17 protein-coding genes and 1 other RNA gene are annotated in these 15,888 nt (G+C 62.5%); 6 read left to right on the forward strand and 12 right to left on the reverse strand.

The features are described from left to right. Window positions 1-60 precede the first annotated feature (60 nt). Window positions 61-378, forward strand: coding sequence for a DUF2388 domain-containing protein (locus tag ACTJK9_RS17920; RefSeq protein ID WP_007951791.1), 318 nt, complete (start codon window positions 61-63; stop codon window positions 376-378). Between the two features lie 55 nt (window positions 379-433). On the opposite strand, the gene gcvP is transcribed toward ACTJK9_RS17920, so the two are convergent. The 10 genes from gcvP to ACTJK9_RS17970 form a co-directional block, all read right to left on the reverse strand. Then, a complete protein-coding gene (gcvP, locus tag ACTJK9_RS17925; protein WP_440815192.1) occupies window positions 434-3,307 on the reverse strand; it encodes an aminomethyl-transferring glycine dehydrogenase in 2,874 nt (957 codons plus the stop codon). Between the two features lie 134 nt (window positions 3,308-3,441). After that, window positions 3,442-3,825, reverse strand: coding sequence for a glycine cleavage system protein GcvH (gene gcvH / locus ACTJK9_RS17930; protein WP_011336464.1), 384 nt, complete (start codon window positions 3,823-3,825; stop codon window positions 3,442-3,444). A gap of 49 nt (window positions 3,826-3,874) precedes the next feature. After that, entirely contained in the window at window positions 3,875-4,957 is a 1,083-nt protein-coding gene (gene gcvT, locus ACTJK9_RS17935) for a glycine cleavage system aminomethyltransferase GcvT (RefSeq protein ID WP_085612031.1), read from the reverse strand. Between the two features lie 157 nt (window positions 4,958-5,114). Beyond that, entirely contained in the window at window positions 5,115-6,731 is a 1,617-nt protein-coding gene (locus tag ACTJK9_RS17940; RefSeq protein WP_440815195.1) for an ABC transporter permease, read from the reverse strand. A 163-nt stretch (window positions 6,732-6,894) separates the two neighbouring features. Beyond that, window positions 6,895-7,899 carry an extracellular solute-binding protein gene (locus ACTJK9_RS17945; RefSeq protein WP_085612033.1) on the reverse strand — a complete coding sequence of 335 codons (1,005 nt, stop codon included), beginning with the start codon at window positions 7,897-7,899 and terminating at the stop codon, window positions 6,895-6,897. Window positions 7,900-8,006: 107 nt separating this feature from the next. Further along, window positions 8,007-9,224, reverse strand: a complete 1,218-nt coding sequence (locus ACTJK9_RS17950) for a 2-octaprenyl-3-methyl-6-methoxy-1,4-benzoquinol hydroxylase (protein WP_440815327.1) — start codon at window positions 9,222-9,224, stop codon at window positions 8,007-8,009. A gap of 9 nt (window positions 9,225-9,233) precedes the next feature. Then, window positions 9,234-9,719 carry a DUF4442 domain-containing protein gene (locus tag ACTJK9_RS17955; RefSeq protein WP_064379962.1) on the reverse strand — a complete coding sequence of 162 codons (486 nt, stop codon included), beginning with the start codon at window positions 9,717-9,719 and terminating at the stop codon, window positions 9,234-9,236. Continuing rightward, window positions 9,712-10,899, reverse strand: a complete 1,188-nt coding sequence (ubiH, locus tag ACTJK9_RS17960) for a 2-octaprenyl-6-methoxyphenyl hydroxylase (RefSeq protein WP_064600276.1) — start codon at window positions 10,897-10,899, stop codon at window positions 9,712-9,714. The genes ACTJK9_RS17955 and ubiH overlap by 8 nt, the downstream gene beginning before the upstream one ends. After that, complete coding sequence (gene pepP / locus ACTJK9_RS17965) at window positions 10,896-12,230, reverse strand: Xaa-Pro aminopeptidase (protein ID WP_039765352.1); 1,335 nt, start codon at window positions 12,228-12,230, stop codon at window positions 10,896-10,898. The genes ubiH and pepP overlap by 4 nt, the downstream gene beginning before the upstream one ends. A gap of 27 nt (window positions 12,231-12,257) precedes the next feature. Then, window positions 12,258-12,818, reverse strand: coding sequence for a YecA/YgfB family protein (locus ACTJK9_RS17970; protein WP_085647021.1), 561 nt, complete (start codon window positions 12,816-12,818; stop codon window positions 12,258-12,260). Window positions 12,819-12,943: 125 nt separating this feature from the next. Between ACTJK9_RS17970 and ACTJK9_RS17975 the strand changes: the two genes are divergently transcribed. The 4 genes from ACTJK9_RS17975 to ACTJK9_RS17990 all read left to right on the forward strand — a co-directional run bounded on the left by ACTJK9_RS17975 (window position 12,944) and on the right by ACTJK9_RS17990 (window position 14,363). Continuing rightward, window positions 12,944-13,153: a TIGR02449 family protein gene (locus tag ACTJK9_RS17975; RefSeq protein WP_007940359.1), complete on the forward strand. Its 210-nt coding sequence runs from the start codon at window positions 12,944-12,946 to the stop codon at window positions 13,151-13,153. Further along, window positions 13,150-13,467 (forward strand): cell division protein ZapA, encoded by a 318-nt coding sequence (locus tag ACTJK9_RS17980; RefSeq protein WP_039765346.1) that lies wholly within the window; start codon window positions 13,150-13,152, stop codon window positions 13,465-13,467. Before ACTJK9_RS17975 ends, ACTJK9_RS17980 begins: the two co-directional genes overlap by 4 nt. 30 nt (window positions 13,468-13,497) lie before the next feature. After that, window positions 13,498-13,676, forward strand: a non-coding RNA gene (ssrS, locus tag ACTJK9_RS17985) — 6S RNA. Window positions 13,677-13,757: 81 nt separating this feature from the next. Then, window positions 13,758-14,363, forward strand: coding sequence for a 5-formyltetrahydrofolate cyclo-ligase (locus ACTJK9_RS17990; protein ID WP_011336472.1), 606 nt, complete (start codon window positions 13,758-13,760; stop codon window positions 14,361-14,363). Window positions 14,364-14,398: 35 nt separating this feature from the next. Here ACTJK9_RS17990 and ACTJK9_RS17995 read toward each other — a convergent pair whose 3' ends face one another. After that, on the reverse strand, window positions 14,399-14,554 hold the full coding sequence (locus ACTJK9_RS17995) for a hypothetical protein (RefSeq protein ID WP_007911192.1): 156 nt from the start codon (window positions 14,552-14,554) through the stop codon (window positions 14,399-14,401). A gap of 197 nt (window positions 14,555-14,751) precedes the next feature. Here ACTJK9_RS17995 and ACTJK9_RS18000 point away from each other — a divergent pair, with 197 nt between their 5' ends. After that, a complete protein-coding gene (locus ACTJK9_RS18000) occupies window positions 14,752-15,204 on the forward strand; it encodes an EVE domain-containing protein (RefSeq protein ID WP_039765343.1) in 453 nt (150 codons plus the stop codon). A gap of 142 nt (window positions 15,205-15,346) precedes the next feature. On the opposite strand, the gene ACTJK9_RS18005 is transcribed toward ACTJK9_RS18000, so the two are convergent. Beyond that, on the reverse strand, window positions 15,347-15,754 hold the full coding sequence (locus tag ACTJK9_RS18005; RefSeq protein WP_440815203.1) for a flagellar basal body-associated protein FliL: 408 nt from the start codon (window positions 15,752-15,754) through the stop codon (window positions 15,347-15,349). Window positions 15,755-15,888 lie beyond the last annotated feature (134 nt).

Genomic DNA, 15,888 nt, shown 5'->3' on the forward strand with positions numbered 1-15,888 from the left:
GAACCGGATCGGGGAAACGGCGATCCAACCGGTTATTCAACACCAGTGGAGTCACCCAACATGCGTCTCAAACTTGCTGTCGCCACCCTCGCCTTGCTGTCCCTCCCTGTTGGTTCAGCGATGGCCGACAGCTTTTGGCGTAACGTCATTTCGTCCGGTGCCACCACCGGCTCGACCTACCTGACCTTCAAGGATCACAAACTGATCGTTGCCGCCCAGGACGATGCTGGCAGCTTCGTCGCCAGCGACGGCGGTATCCGTGGCCCGTACCTGGAAGCGGCGATGCAGAAAGTCCGCGCCGACAACCCGGGCCTGCAGGCAACGGACATGGAACTGGCGAACGCGATTCTGGCGAAGAACGCCGTGGCGTCGGAATAACCTTCCGGACAAACAAAAATGCCGCTCACACGAGCGGCGTTTTTTTGCCCGCTGTTCAGCGGTAATCGTCCACCGGCACGCAAGCGCAGAACAGGTTGCGGTCGCCGTAGACGTTATCGACCCGGTTCACCGCCGGCCAATATTTGTGCGCCTTGGTGTGTGCATCCGGCGTGATGCCCTGCTCGATGCTGTACGGCCGCTCCCACACGCCGGTGATATCGGCCAGGGTATGCGGCGCCCGTTTGAGCGGGTTGTCCTCGGCCGGCCAGTTGCCGTTTTGCACCTCGGTGATTTCTGCACGGATGCTCAACATCGCGCCGATGAAGCGATCCAGTTCGGCCTTGGACTCGCTTTCGGTCGGCTCGACCATCAAGGTGCCCGGCACCGGGAACGACATGGTCGGTGCATGAAAGCCGTAATCCATCAGGCGTTTGGCGACGTCTTCTTCGCTGATGCCGGTCTGCGCTTTCAGCGGCCGCAGATCCAGAATGCATTCGTGGGCGACCCGCTCGTTGCGGCCGGTGTACAGAACGGGGAAAGCACCGGACAGATGCTGCGCCAGATAATTGGCCGCGAGGATCGCCACCTCGCTGGCATCCGCCAGTTGTGGCCCCATCATCGCGATGTACATCCAGCTGATCGGCAGAATGCTCGCACTGCCCCACGGTGCGGCGCTGACCGCACCGTTCTGCGGATGCGGTCCGTCAATCGGAATCACCGGATGGTTGGCAACGAATGGCGCCAGATGCGCACGCACACCAATCGGCCCCATGCCCGGCCCGCCTCCGCCGTGGGGTATGCAGAAGGTCTTGTGCAGGTTCATGTGTGACACGTCGGCGCCAATGTCCGCCGGCCGCGCCAACCCGACCTGGGCATTGAGGTTAGCGCCGTCCATGTATACCTGGCCGCCGTGCTGGTGGATAACTTCGCAGATTTCGCTGATGCCTTCCTCGTACACGCCGTGGGTCGACGGGTAGGTCGCCATCAGGCACGACAACTTGGCCCCGGCCTCGGACGCCTTGGCTTTCAAATCCTCCAGATCAACGTTGCCCGCCTCATCGCACTCGACGATCACCACGCGCATCCCGGCCATCTGCGCCGAGGCCGGGTTGGTGCCGTGGGCCGAAGAAGGAATCAGGCAGATATCCCGCGCGCCCTGCTGGCGGCTCTCGTGGTATTTGCGGATCGCCAGCAACCCGGCGTACTCGCCCTGGGCGCCGGAGTTGGGCTGCATGCAGATTGCATCGAACCCGGTGATCGCACACAGCCAGCGCTCCAGCTCTTCGATCATCAGCGTGTAACCGACCGCCTGCTCCCGGGGCACGAACGGGTGCAGGTTGGCGAATTGCGGCCAGGTGATCGGGATCATCTCGCTGGTGGCGTTGAGTTTCATGGTGCAGGAGCCCAGCGGAATCATCGACTGGTTAAGCGCCAGATCCTTGTTCTCCAGTTGCTTGAGGTAGCGCAACATCTCGGTTTCGCTGTGATGGGCGTTGAACACCGGGTGGCGCAGGTACGGCGTGCTGCGTTGCAGCGTGTCGGGAATGCCGGAGGCCAGCGTTTCAGCGTCGAGATCAGCGACGTTCAACCCGTGATCGGCGCCCAGCAGCACATCGAACAGTCTGGCCACGGTGCTTTCATCACAGGTCTCGTCAAGGCTCAGACCCAGTCGGCCACGACCGAGGATGCGCAGGTTGATCTGCGCGGCCCGGGCGCTTTCGATGATCGCGGTTTGCGCCCCGCCCACGTCCAGCGTGAGGGTGTCGAAGAAGTGTTGGTTGAGGCGCTGGATGCCATGGCGGTCGAGCCCGGCGGCGAGAATGCAGGTCAGCCGGTGCACGCGCTGGGCGATTCGTTTCAGCCCTTCCGGGCCGTGATAGACCGCATAGAAACTGGCGATGTTGGCCAACAGGACCTGGGCAGTGCAGATGTTCGAATTGGCCTTCTCCCGACGAATATGCTGCTCGCGGGTTTGCAGGGCCATGCGCAGCGCGACGTTGCCACGGGCATCTTTCGATACGCCGATGATCCGCCCGGGAATCGCTCGTTTGTATTCCTCGCGACTGGCGAAAAACGCCGCGTGCGGGCCGCCGTAACCCATCGGCACACCAAAGCGCTGGGATGAACCGAACACCACGTCGGCACCCAGTTCGCCCGGCGGGGTCAGCAGCAACAGACTCAACAGGTCAGTCGCGACGCAGGCCAGCGCCTGCTGCGCGTGCAGGTGATCGATCAAGGGTCGCAGGTCGCGGATCTCGCCGTGGGTGTCGGGGTATTGCAGCAATGCGCCGAACACCTGGTGCTGCTTCAAGTTATCCACAGCGTCGACGATCAGCTCGAAGCCGAAGCCTTCGGCGCGGGTCTGCACCACGGAAATGGTCTGGGGATGACAGTTTTCGTCGACGAAGAACAGATTGCTCTTCGACTTCGCCACGCGCTTGGCCAGGGCCATGGCTTCCGCGGCGGCGGTGGCTTCATCGAGCAGCGAAGCGTTGGCCAGTTCAAGGCCGGTGAGGTCGATGGTCAGTTGCTGAAAGTTGAGCAACGCTTCGAGCCGGCCCTGAGCGATTTCCGGTTGGTAAGGCGTGTAAGCCGTGTACCAACCGGGATTTTCCAGCACGTTGCGCAGGATGACGGTCGGGGTCAGGGTGCCGTGGTAGCCCATGCCGATCAGGCTGGTCCAGACCTGATTCTGTTCGGCATAACCACGCAGTTTGGCCAGCGCTGCCTGCTCGTCCAGCGCCGGCGGCAGGTCCAGCTCGCGGTTGAGGCGAATGCCCGGCGGCACGGTCTGTTCGATCAGTTCGACCCGGCTGCCGAGGCCGAGGCTGTCGAGCATCGCCTGTTGCTCGGCGGCATCGGGGCCGAGGTGGCGGCGCAGAAAGGCATGGGGATCGCGTAACTGGCTCAAGGATGGCAACTGGGACATGACGGGCTCTCTCTTGGCTGGCGGCTCAGCGTCAATGCAACACGGTCAAACCAGCATAGCAGCCACCCCGACGGCAAAAGTCCCGGGCAGAAAAAAGCCCCGACGGGTCGGGGCTTTGGAGTCTCGCCTGCAGCTTACTCGCCGATGGCAGCCTTGTAGGCGGCCGCGTCGAGCAGCTTGTCCAGCTCGGCCTTGTCGCTTGGCTTGAGCTTGAAGATCCACGCGGCGTACGGATCGTTGTTCAGTTCTTCCGGCGAACCGGCCAGGTCTTCGTTGACGGCAATCACTTCGCCACCGACCGGGGAGTAGATGTCGGAAGCGGCCTTGACCGACTCGACGACACCGGCGGTATCACCGGCGGCGAACACCTTGCCCACTTCTGCCAGCTCGACGAACACCACATCACCCAACGCTTCCTGGGCGTGATCGCTGATGCCCACAGTGACGGTGCCGTCGGCTTCAAGGCGCGCCCATTCATGACTTTCGGCAAAACGCAGTTCAGCTGGAATGTTGCTCATGCTCGGTGTCCTCAAGAAATTGTCAGCGGTCGTGCCCGCCGGAAAAGGTTTAGATCAGGGTTTTGCCGTGACGGACAAAGGTCGGTTTGACCACTCGTACCGGATACCACTTGCCACGGATTTCCACTTCGGCGCGGTCGGCAGTCGCCATCGGTACACGCGCCAGGGCAATCGACTTGCTAAGCGTAGGAGAGAAACTACCACTGGTGATCTCCCCTTCGCCAACATCAGCGATACGAACCACCTGATGAGCCCGCAAAACCCCGCGCTCCTCAAGCACCAAACCGACCAGTTTGTGCTGCACACCAACGGCTTTCTCCGCCTCCAGCGCATCGCGACCGATGAAGCGGCGCGTGGCCGGTTCCCAGGCGATGCTCCAGGCCATGTTCGAGGCCAGTGGCGAAATGTCCTGATGGATGTCCTGGCCGTACAGGTTCATGCCGGCTTCGACCCGCAGCGTGTCGCGAGCGCCGAGACCAATGGGGGAAATGCCGGCGCCCACCAGATCGTTGAAAAATCCGGGAGCCTGATCGGCCGGCAGGGCAATTTCCAGACCGTCCTCACCGGTGTAGCCGGTGCGCGCAATGAACCAGTCGCCGTCGACATGGCCTTCAAAAGGCTTGAGCATCTGGATCAGATTGGCGCGGGACTGGGTCACAAGCTCGGCAATCCTGTGCCGGGCATGGGGACCTTGAATGGCGAGCATCGCCAGTTCGGAGCGTTCGGTCATCTGAACATCGAAGCTGCCCAACTGTGCCTGCATCCAGGCCAGGTCCTGATCGCGGGTGGAGGCATTGACCACCAGACGATAACCGTCTTCGAGGCGGTAGACGATCATGTCGTCGACGATGCCGCCGCGCTCGTTGAGCATGGTGCTGTACAACGCACGGCCGGGGCTGTGCAGGCGTTCGACGTCATTGGCCAGCAAATGCTGGAGCCAGGCCTTGGCCTGGGGGCCGGTGACATCGATCACGGTCATGTGGGAAACATCGAACACCCCGCAATCGCGACGCACCTGATGGTGCTCCTCGACCTGCGAGCCGTAATGCAGGGGCATGTCCCAACCGCCAAAATCGACCATCTTCGCGCCGAGGGCGAGATGCAGGTCATACAGAGGCGTACGCTGTCCCATGGGTTTCTCCTTCCGGGCGTGGCGAAGGTGCGGAGCGCTGCTGCACGGTTCGGAAAACCCTGTAAAAAAGGGCCTTCAGCCGATTTCAGCGACAGGGTCTGTCAGACGGACCGCACCGAATGCCGCGCATTGTAGCCGCATGATTCAGGACTGACGACTAAGTGTTTCTGTGCGCTGAGCGTCGGATCAAACCGATGACCGGCAACAGACCGACCAATACCAGGGTCAGCGCCGGCAACGACGCCCTCGCCCATTCGCCTTCGCTGGTCATTTCGAAGATCCGCACCGCCAGTGTGTCCCAGCCAAACGGGCGCATCAGCAAGGTCGCGGGCATTTCCTTAAGCACATCGACGAACACCAGCAAGGCGGCGCTGAGCGTGCCGGGCAGCAGCAACGGCAGATACACTTTGAAAAACAGTCGCGGCCCACTGACACCCAGGCTACGTGCCGCTTCAGGCAAAGAGGGCCGTATACGCGCCAGACTGCTTTCCAGCGGCCCATAGGCCACCGCCACGAAACGCACCAGATACGCCAGCAGCAGCGCCGCCAGACTGCCCAGCAGCAACGGTTTGCCCGCCCCGCCGAGCCAGCCGGACAGCGGAATCACCAGCTCTCGGTCCAGATAACTGAATGCCAGCATGATCGACACTGCCAGCACCGAGCCCGGCAAGGCATAACCGAGATTGGCCAGACCGACTGCGGAGTTGATCGTCCGGGTCGGCGCCAGACGCCGGGCGAAGGCCAGCAACATCGCCACGCTGACCGTGATCAGCGCCGCCATGCCGCCCAGATACAACGTATGGAGAATCAGCCCGGCGTAGCGCTCATCCAGGTCGAAGCGCCCGCGCTGCCAGAACCACACCACCAGTTGCAGCACCGGAATGACAAACGCGCAGGCGAACACCAGACCGCACCAGCCGGTCGCCGCCCAGGCCTTGGGCCCGCGCAGGTGATACAGCGCCTTGACCCGTGGCCGCTCGTTACTCGCCCGATTGGCGCCGCGCGCGCGACGTTCGCCGTACAACACCAGCATCACCACCAGCAGCAACAGGCTGGCCAGTTGCGCAGCGCTGGGCAGACTGAAAAAGCCGTACCAGGTCTTGTAGATGGCAGTGGTGAAGGTGTCGAAGTTGAACACCGACACCGCACCGAAATCCGCCAGCGTTTCCATCAGCGCCAGCGCCACACCAGCACCGATGGCCGGCCGCGCCATCGGCAATGCGACACGCCAGAACGCTTGCCACGGTGACTGACCGAGCACTCGCGCCGCTTCCATCAGGCCCTTGCCCTGAGCCAGGAACGCAGTACGCGCCAATAGATAAACGTAGGGATAAAACACCAGCACCAGCACCAGAATCACGCCACCGGTGGAGCGCACTCGCGGCAGGCGCAGGCCGCTGCCGAACCCTTCGCGCAGCAGGGTTTGCACGGGGCCTGCGAAGTCCAGCAGTCCGACGAAGACGAACGCCAGCACGTAGGCCGGGATTGCGAACGGCAGCATCAGCGCCCAGTCGAGCCAGCGGCGGCCGGGGAATTCGCAGAGGCTGGTGAGCCAGGCGAGGCTTACGCCGATCAGTGTCACGCCGATGCCGACGCCGAAGACCAGTGTCAGGGTGTTGCCCAGCAGACGCGGCATCTGCGTTTCCCACAGGTGCGACCAGATCTGGTGATCGATGGTTTGCCATGAGAGCAGGAGCACGCTGAGGGGGAGCAGCACCAACGCGGCGATGGCGAAGACGATGGGGTACCAGCGGCGTTGGGCGGGGTGGGCCAAGGAAACAGTCTCGTTCAAATGATTGTGCCCACGCTCTGCGTGGGCACACATTCTGTGACGCTCCGCGTCACGCTGTCGATGATGCGACGCAGAGCGCCGAGGGCTGCATTCCCGCGCAGACGGTTCGACGTGGGAACGATCAAACAGTGCTGTCAGGAATGACTCAGTTCCAACCCGCCCGATCCATCATCCGGATCGCCTCGGCCTGACGCTTGCCCGCCACTTCAACCGGCAGCGTATCAGCCACGAACTGCCCCCACGCCGCCACTTCCTCCGAAGGCTTCACCGCCGGATTCGCCGGGAACTCCTGGTTCACATCGGCAAAGATCTTCTGCGCCTCAGGCGTGGTCATCCACTCGACCAGCGCCTTGGCCGCCTCCGGGTGCGGCGCATGTTTGGTCAGGCCGATTCCCGACAGGTTGACGTGCACGCCACGATCCGCCTGATTCGGCCAGAACAGTTTCACCGGCAGTTCCGGCTTCTGCTTGTGCAGGCGACCGTAGTAGTAGGTGTTGACGATGCCGACGTCGCACTGGCCGGCGTTGATCGCTTCCAGCACCGCGACGTCATCGGAGAACACGTCGGTGGACAGGTTGTTGACCCAGCCCTTGAGGATCTGCTCGGTCTTCTCGGCGCCGTGGACTTCGATCATGGTGGCGGTCAGCGACTGGTTGTAGACCTTCTTCGCCGTGCGCAGGCACAGGCGACCTTCCCAGTTCTTGTCGGCCAATGCTTCGTAGGTGGTCAGTTCGCCCGGTTTCACCCGTTCGGTGGAGTAGGCGATGGTCCGCGCGCGCAGGCTCAGGCCGGTCCAGGCGTGGCTGGACGAGCGATATTGCAGGGGAATGTTGGTGTCGATGGTTTTCGAGGTGAACGGCTGGAGAATGCCCATCTGCTCGGCCTGCCAGAGGTTGCCGGCATCGACGGTCAACAGCAGGTCGGCGGTGGCGTTCTCGCCTTCGGCCTTGATCCGCTGCATCAGCGGCGCTTCCTTGTCGGTGATGAACTTGATCTTCACCCCGGTCTTGGCGGTGTAGGCATCGAAAACCGGCTTGATCAGCTCATCGATACGCGAGGAGTAGACCACCACCTCGTCGGCGGCCTGGGCGGCAGTGCTGCCGATCAGGGTCAGGGCCAGTGCGGTCAGAACACGCTTGGATGCCAACATGGGAGCGGTCTCTCGGTCGGGAAAAGTGGCCCAAATGATAAGGACTCACATTTACCAGCTCAATCGAACACTTTCCCAAGGAGTTACCAGATGTTGCACAATATTTGTCAGGCCTTGGCCAAGGCCGGCAAGTCGCCGGTCAGCCCCAATGCTTCACGCACGAACAGCGCCTTGGCCTCAGGCATCTGCTCAACGATTTTCAGACCGGTGTTGCGCAGCCAGCGCAGCGGCAGCGGATCAGCCTGGAACAACCGCTCGAAGCCTTCCATTGCCGCCATCAGCGCCAGGTTGTGCGGCATGCGCCGGCGTTCGTAGCGGCTCAGCACTTTCACGTCCGCCAGGCGTTCGCCGCGTTCGTTGGCCTGCAACAAGACTTCGGCCAGCACCGCGGCGTCAAGGAAGCCGAGATTCACGCCCTGCCCCGCCAACGGGTGAATGGTGTGCGCGGCATCGCCGATCAGCGCCAGGCCTTCGGCCACGTAGCGTTTGGCGTGGCGTTGACGCAACGGCACACACAGGCGCGGGTCGGCGCTGATGACCTCGCCGAGGCAACCTTCGAACGCGCGCTCCAGCTCGCGGCAGAAATCCGCCTCATCCAGCGCCATCAGCCGTTCGGCTTCGCTCGGCGTGGTCGACCAGACGATCGAGCACCAGTCCTGCTGCCCGCTACGCTCCAGCGGCAGAAACGCCAGCGGCCCGTGATCGGTGAAACGCTGCCACGCGGTCATGCGGTGCGGCTTGCTGCTGCGCACGCTGGTGACGATGGCGTGGTGCAAGTAATCCCATTCGCGAGTGGCGACGCCGGTCAGACGGCGCACGGCGGAGTTGGCGCCATCTGCCGCGATCACCAGCGGCGCGCGCAAAGTGCGGCCGTCGGCCAGGGTCAGCAGCCAGTCGTCACCGGACCGGCGCATCTGCTCCAGCCGCGCGTTGGCCAGCAGACCCAGGTCGCAATCGTGCAAACGGTCGAGCAAGGCATCCTGGACCACGCGGTTTTCGACAATGTGGCCGAGCACCTCGGCGTGCACGCTGCTGGCCGAGAAGTGAATCTGGCCGGTGCCGCTGCCGTCCCAGACGTGCATGTCGGTGTAAGGGCTGCTGCGTCGGCTGACGATGCCGTCCCACACGCCGAGGCGATCGAGGATCCGCTGGCTGGCCGCCGACAGCGCGCTCACCCGCGGCTCGAACGGCGCATCGCCGTCGAAGGGTTTGACGCTCAACGGGCTGCCGTCGAGCAGCAGCACTTCCAGCCCGCTGCCCTGCAACGCCAGCGCCAGGGCACTGCCGACCATTCCGGCTCCGACAATCAGCACATCCGCGCGCATTTCCATGCTTTAAGCCTGTCTCGCTGGCGGCTTGAGCCGCACGTAAAGGGTTTTACCGACCCGCGCCACCAGGTTGCCGGCGCCGTCATGAATGTCGACCTGCAACTGCGGCAGGTATTTCTCGCCACTGGCGGTCTGCCGACGGATCTCGTCGAGCAGGGTGTCGTCGATGTTGAACCGGGCGAACACCGGGCCTTTGCCCGGCGATATGAAATCAATGTCGGCGGCCTTGTCCCAGACGATGTACCGCGAGCCGAGGTTTTCCATGAGCATCAACATGAAGAACGGGTCGACCATCGAATACAGACTGCCGCCGAACTGGGTGCCGACGTAATTGCGGTTGTACCAGCCCAGGCCCATCGAGACCCGGATGTCACGAAAGTCATCGCTGATGTGCTGCACCCGGACACCGGCGCCAAAGTACGGCGGGTAGAGCGTCATGATCCAGCGCATCAGCCGCGCCTTGCCAAACCGTCTGATCAGCCACTCACGCATCCGGCCGCGTCCCCAGCCCCATGGCCTGACGGGCGAACCAGCGTTTGGCCGGCGGCAGCAGATCAAGGCCGAGCAGGCCGATGTTGCGCCCCAGCGACACCAGCGGCTGAGTACTGCCGAACAGGCGCGTGACCTGATCGGAGAAGCCGACGGTGAGGTCCTGATCGAGACGCTGACGCTCGCGATAGGCCTGCAACGTGGCGAAATCCCCCAGCGGTTTGTCGCTGGCCAGCAGCGCGGCGGCCAAGGCATCGGCATCGCGCAGGGACAGGTTGAAACCCTGCCCGGCAATTGGGTGCAGGCTGTGGGCGGCGTTCCCGAGGACGGCCAGATGCGAGCGCACCTGCTCTTCGGCCTCCACCAGCGCGAGCGGATACAAATGTCGCGCGCCGACCTGTTTCAGGGTGCCGAGGCGGTAACCGAATACGCCTTGCAGCTCACTGAGGAAATCCCGTTCGCTCAAGTCAGCCAGCCGTTGCGCGTCCATGCCCAGACGGGTCCAGACCAGCGCGCAGCGGTTTTCCGGCAGCGGCAACAGGGCCATCGGGCCTTCGTCGGTGAAGCGCTCGAAGGCCATGCCGTTGTGCGCTTCGCTCGGGGTGATGTTGGCGATCAGCGCGCTCTGGTTGTACGGGCGCTTGCGCACGTTGATGCCCAGTTGCTCGCGCAGACCGGAACGGCCGCCATCGGCGAGCACCGCCAGATCGCATTCGACCGTGGTTTCATCGTTGAGGGTCAGCCGATAGCCGTCGGGCAGCGGCTCCATGCGGGAAACTTCCGCCGGGCAGCGCCAACTGATCACGTCTTTGTCGAGGTGCTGCCACAGGCACTGGCCGAGCCAGGCGTTTTCCACCACATAGCCGAGCGCCGGGACGCCCTCTTCCATCGCCGACAGACGAGCAGTGGAGAAACGACCACGGTCGGACACATGAATCTGCTTGATCGGCTCGGCGCGGCGGGAGATTTCCTGCCACACGCCCAGCCGCTGATAAATCTGCCGCGAACCGAAGGACAGCGCCGAGGAGCGCGCGTCATAGCTTGGCTGCCAGGTGTCACCGGGGGCGAACGGTTCGATCAGCACGATCTTCCAGCCACGGGCCTTGGCCCCGGCCTGCAAGGCCAACGCCAGACTGGCGCCGACCAGACCACCACCGATGATTGCCAGATTGACCCGACTCATGCCGCGCAGGTCCGTGCTTGCGCCATCAGGGCTTCGATCTCGGCGACGGTTTTCGGCACGCCGCCGGTCAGGATTTCACAACCGCTCTTGGTCACTACCACGTCATCCTCGATGCGCACGCCAATGCCGCGCCATTTCTTCGCTACGTTCTGATTGTCCGGGGCGATGTAGATGCCCGGCTCCACGGTCAGCGCCATGCCGACTTCCAGCACCCGCCATTCGCCGCCGACCTTGTATTCGCCGACGTCATGCACATCCATCCCGAGCCAGTGGCCGGCGCGGTGCATGTAAAACGCCTTGTAGGCTTCGGAGGCGATCAACTCGTCCACCTCGCCCTGCAACAGCCCCAGCTTCACCAGCCCGGTGGTGATGACCCGAACCGTGGCTTCGTGCGCTTGGTTCCAGTGCTTGTTCGGAGCGATTTCGGCGAACGCCGCTTCCTGCGAGGCCAGCACCAATTCGTAGATCGCTTTCTGCTCGGCGGAAAACTTGCCGTTGACCGGCCAGGTGCGGGTGATGTCGCTGGCGTAGCAGTCGATCTCGCAACCGGCGTCGATCAGCACCAGATCGCCGTCCTTGAGCAACGCGTCATTCTGCTGGTAATGCAGGATGCAGCTGTTGCGCCCGGCAGCGACGATCGAACCATAAGCCGGCATCTTCGCCCCGCCCTTGCGGAACTCGTAATCCAGTTCGGCTTCGAGGCTGTACTCGTACAGCCCGGCACGACTGGCCTGCATCGCCCGGATGTGAGCCTGGGCGGAAATCCGCGCCGCTTCGCGCATCACCTTCACTTCTGCCGCCGATTTATACAGGCGCATGTCGTGCAGCAGGTGATCCAGGGCAACGAATTCGTTCGGCGGCTGGGCGCCGAGGTGCGCCTTGGAGCGGATCACGTTGATCCAGTCCATCAGGTGACGGTCGAATTCGGGGTTGCTGCCCATCGCCGAATACACCCGGTCGCGGCCTTCGATCAGGCCCGGCAGGATGTCGTCGATGTCGGTGATGGGGAAAGCGTCGTCGGCGCCGAAATCGCGGATCGCGCCTTCTTGGCCGGCGCGCAGGCCGTCCCAGAGTTCGCGTTCGGCGTTGCGTTCACGGCAGAACAGCACGTACTCGCCGTGTTCGCGACCGGGCATCAGGACGATGACCGCCTGTGGCTCGGGGAAACCGCTGAGGTACTGGAAGTCGCTGTCCTGGCGATAGACGTGCTCGACGTCGCGGTTGCGGATGGCGACCGCGGCGGCCGGCAGGATCGCGATGCTGTTGGGTTCCATCTGCGCCATCAGCGCCTTGCGGCGCCGGGCGTATTCCGCTTTCGGGATATGGATCATGGGCAGATGGCTTTCCCTGGCACGCGATCAGTGCAGCGACGGCTTGGCCGCTGGCGGCACGTCGGCCTTTTTGGTTTCGGAGAACAGCAGCAGCGGAGCGACACGCAGGTACTCCATGACTTCCATATAGTCGCTTTCGCCGTCTTCGGATTCTTCGAGTGCGTCTTGCACCTGGGAGATCGCTGCAAGATCCTGCAACACTTCGGTGGCCTCGGTGCTCAGCATGCTGCTGTCGCGGCAGTTCAGGCCGAACCCGGTGAGGAAGCCCTGGCACCATTCGCCCAGCGCGGCGGCACGCTCGGCCAGAGGCGTGTCATCGTTCGGCAACAGCAGAACCACGGTGACGTCGTCGCCGGTGAGTTCGCTCTTGACCATCTCCTGCAGACCGATCAGCGCGTTGCGGACGTTGTCCTGCGGCTCGCTTTCGAGCAGCTCGGCGGCATCGATCAGCCACTCTTCGGCATTGAAGCCGGCGCCAGCGCAACTGCGCCCCAGCAACAGGCCGTGCAGTTCGGCAGGCGAAACGGAATGACCGCTGGATTTCAGCAGCGTGGCAAAGCCTTGGTACGGGGAATTCTGAATGGGCATGGGCAGCTAGGCGCCAGACGGCGCTATGTCTAGAATGAAGGCCTTGTATCCTACATCGACAGACTCGCCAAGACCATTAAAGGCTGTCCGCCAGCCAAACCCATCAGACCGAACCAGTGGACACAATGGAAGACACCGACCTGCAAGCGCTGATGGCCAGACTCGAACTGCTGATTACCCGAGTCGAGCAACTAAAGAGTCAAAATGCACTCTTACTTGCTCAGGAAAAGACCTGGCGCGAGGAACGCGCGCACCTCATTGAAAAAAACGAAATCGCCCGGCGTAAGGTCGAATCGATGATTTCGCGCCTCAAGGCCCTGGAGCAAGACTCATGAGTTCAAGCAATAGCGTTACCGTGCAGATCCTCGACAAAGAGTATTCGATCATCTGCCCCCAGGAAGAGCGCAGCAATCTGATCAGCGCCGCCCGCTACCTGGACGGCAAGATGCGCGAGATCCGCAGCAGCGGCAAAGTCATCGGCGCCGACCGCATCGCCGTGATGGCCGCGCTGAACATCACCCACGACCTCTTGCACAAAGAAGAGCGTCCGGACATCCAGGCCAGCGGTTCGACCCGTGAACAGGTGCGTGACTTGCTCGATCGTGTCGATCTGGTGCTGGCGACCGATCCGGACGTCACCAAGGGCTGATTCGCCAGGCCGCTTGAGTTATACTCGCCGCACTCCCTGGGGTGCTTGCCAGTTGACGATGTCCCTGAGCCGATTTGCACTACCCTGGGGGTTGCACGTTGGGCTGGTGTGCATGTCCGCCAGACGGAAAGCCTTAAAGCCTACTGCATCCTCCACCTTGAACTCTCGGGTTCAAGGGCTAAGTCGACAGCGGCTCATCCGGGGAGCCTGATTCGAATCCGATGCCGGTGCATGCCGGCATCGGATTTTTTATGCGTACGTTTTCGTCCCCACCCTGCCGAAGCCGAACCATGACCGAACCCGCGTTGCTGCCCCGCCCCCAACTGCGCCGCCTGCTGCGCAAGGCCCGTCGCTCGTTGACGCGAAGCGAGCAGCGCCAGGCCGCCGAAGGTCTGTACAGGCAACTGGCACAAGACCCGCACTTTCGCCGGGCGAAACACATTTCCCTGTACCTGCCGACCGACGGTGAAATCGACCCGCGCCTGTTGCTGCGCGCTGCCCAGCGTCGCGGCAAGAAAACCTACCTGCCGGTGCTCAGTGCCTGGCCACGAACCAAAATGGTCTTTCAGCAGATCCGCCCCGGCGAAAAGCTCAAACCCAACCGTTTCCGCATCCTTGAGCCGCGCGCCAATCTGGCCCGTCAGCGCAAGGTCTGGGCACTGGACCTGGTGTTGTTGCCACTGGTGGGATTCGACGATGTCGGCGGGCGCCTGGGCATGGGCGGCGGATTCTACGACCGCAGCCTGGCCTATCTGGCCCGACGCCAGAACTGGCGCAAGCCGACGCTGTTGGGACTGGCCCATGAATGTCAGAAAGTCGAACGGCTGGCGCAGGCGAGCTGGGATGTACCGTTGCAGGGAACAGTGACGGACAAGGCGTGGTATTTCGCAGGATAGACGCCGCGTAGATCAGCGGCGTCGAAAAGGCAGTGTCAGCGCTTGAAGGCTGTCGACTGTTGTACTTGTTGCGCCACTTCAATCGGTGCATCGGCCTTGTTGGCCCACAGACTTTGCGCATAACCGGTGGTCACGACGCCCAGACCGAACAAAATTACCAAAGTCCACAGCAAATCCGGTTTGCGTTTCATCGATTGCCCCCCTCAAGGCACATCATCACGATGACAGCAGCGGTTTCCATTCGTAGGCCGTGCAGCAGCGTCAAGCTTTAAAGGCCGGCATTTTGCGACAACGTGAACCGTCGCGCAAATGCTGACGTCAACCGACCGTCGGTTTGTCATAAAATTGTCGGACAACCTGCCCAATGACCGCTTGAGGAGCACACACCATGGCCTACTGGCTGATGAAATCCGAGCCCGACGAGCTCTCGATCAAGGGCCTGGAAAAGCTCGGCAAAGCGCGCTGGGACGGGGTTCGCAACTATCAGGCACGCAATTTCTTGCGCGCCATGGCGGTGGGGGACGAGTTCTTTTTCTACCATTCCAGCTGCCCGGAGCCGGGCATTGCCGGAATCGGCAAAATAATCGAAGCCGCGTACCCGGATCCCACCGCACTGGAACCGGAAAGCCATTACTTCGACCCGAAAGCCACGCCGGAGAAGAACGCCTGGAGCGCGATCGATGTCGCCCACGTGGAGACTTTCAACCGGGTCTTGAAGCTGGATTATCTGAAGCAGCAGACCGCGCTGGCCGAGATGCCGCTGGTGCAAAAGGGTTCGCGGCTGTCGGTGATGCCGGTGACCGCCGAGCAGTGGGCGGCGGTGATGGCGCTCAAACCCTGAATCATCCTTCGCCTGACAAAATGCTTTCGCGGGCAAGCCCGCTCCCACAAAGAATCTGTGTGAATTCACCATGAATCCTGTGGGAGCTGCGGTGCGACGATTCGACTTGCCCGCGAAGGGGCCGGGCCGGACAGCAAAGTTGTTACTGAATGATCAGGTTATTGAACAACAGATCTTCAACCACCGGCTTGCCGGTCTCGTCATTCATCACTTGCTGGGTCTGTTTCAAGGCTTCCTGACGCAGTTTTTCCTTGCCCTCGATGCTGCCCATCGCATCGGTGGTCTGCTGAGTGAACAGCGCCACCAGTTGATTGCGGATCAGCGGCTCGTTGGCCTTGACCAGTTTGGCCGCCTCTTCGCCAGTCACCCGCAGTGCCACGTCGGCCTTGTAGACCTTGAGCTTCGGAGTGCCATCGAGCCCGTAGTTGCCCACGAACGGCGGGCTCAGGGTGATGTAGTTGACCTTCGGCGCCTCGCCCTCTTTGGCTTCTTCGGCCAGCGCTGCCACAGGCAGAGACAGGGCCAGCAACAACATGATCCACGCTTTCACAATTCGCTCCTTATCCGGTTTGCGGCCTAGCATAACGACCCGCCGCGCAAGCACAAGCTTATGGCGGACTATCAGGGCCGGGCATGCTCGTTGACCCGTTGACTGCCACACCTACACTTATCGGCCATCACTCC

This window comes from Pseudomonas sp. 22082 (assembly GCF_052046055.1).
Taxonomy (GTDB): domain Bacteria; phylum Pseudomonadota; class Gammaproteobacteria; order Pseudomonadales; family Pseudomonadaceae; genus Aquipseudomonas; species Aquipseudomonas pharyngis.

Bases quoted from the DNA above. Each gene is read 5' to 3' on its own strand.
- ACTJK9_RS17920 (WP_007951791.1), top strand. From the start codon at position 61: ATGCGTCTCAAACTTGCTGTCGCCACCCTCGCCTTGCTGTCCCTCCCT.
- gcvP (WP_440815192.1), bottom strand. From the start codon at position 3,307: ATGTCCCAGTTGCCATCCTTGAGCCAGTTACGCGATCCCCATGCCTTT.
- gcvH (WP_011336464.1), bottom strand. From the start codon at position 3,825: ATGAGCAACATTCCAGCTGAACTGCGTTTTGCCGAAAGTCATGAATGG.
- gcvT (WP_085612031.1), bottom strand. From the start codon at position 4,957: ATGGGACAGCGTACGCCTCTGTATGACCTGCATCTCGCCCTCGGCGCG.
- ACTJK9_RS17945 (WP_085612033.1), bottom strand. From the start codon at position 7,899: ATGTTGGCATCCAAGCGTGTTCTGACCGCACTGGCCCTGACCCTGATC.
- ACTJK9_RS17950 (WP_440815327.1), bottom strand. From the start codon at position 9,224: ATGCGCGCGGATGTGCTGATTGTCGGAGCCGGAATGGTCGGCAGTGCC.
- ACTJK9_RS17955 (WP_064379962.1), bottom strand. From the start codon at position 9,719: ATGCGTGAGTGGCTGATCAGACGGTTTGGCAAGGCGCGGCTGATGCGC.
- ubiH (WP_064600276.1), bottom strand. From the start codon at position 10,899: ATGAGTCGGGTCAATCTGGCAATCATCGGTGGTGGTCTGGTCGGCGCC.
- pepP (WP_039765352.1), bottom strand. From the start codon at position 12,230: ATGATCCATATCCCGAAAGCGGAATACGCCCGGCGCCGCAAGGCGCTG.
- ACTJK9_RS17970 (WP_085647021.1), bottom strand. From the start codon at position 12,818: ATGCCCATTCAGAATTCCCCGTACCAAGGCTTTGCCACGCTGCTGAAA.
- ACTJK9_RS17975 (WP_007940359.1), top strand. From the start codon at position 12,944: ATGGAAGACACCGACCTGCAAGCGCTGATGGCCAGACTCGAACTGCTG.
- ACTJK9_RS17980 (WP_039765346.1), top strand. From the start codon at position 13,150: ATGAGTTCAAGCAATAGCGTTACCGTGCAGATCCTCGACAAAGAGTAT.
- ACTJK9_RS17990 (WP_011336472.1), top strand. From the start codon at position 13,758: ATGACCGAACCCGCGTTGCTGCCCCGCCCCCAACTGCGCCGCCTGCTG.
- ACTJK9_RS17995 (WP_007911192.1), bottom strand. From the start codon at position 14,554: ATGAAACGCAAACCGGATTTGCTGTGGACTTTGGTAATTTTGTTCGGT.
- ACTJK9_RS18000 (WP_039765343.1), top strand. From the start codon at position 14,752: ATGGCCTACTGGCTGATGAAATCCGAGCCCGACGAGCTCTCGATCAAG.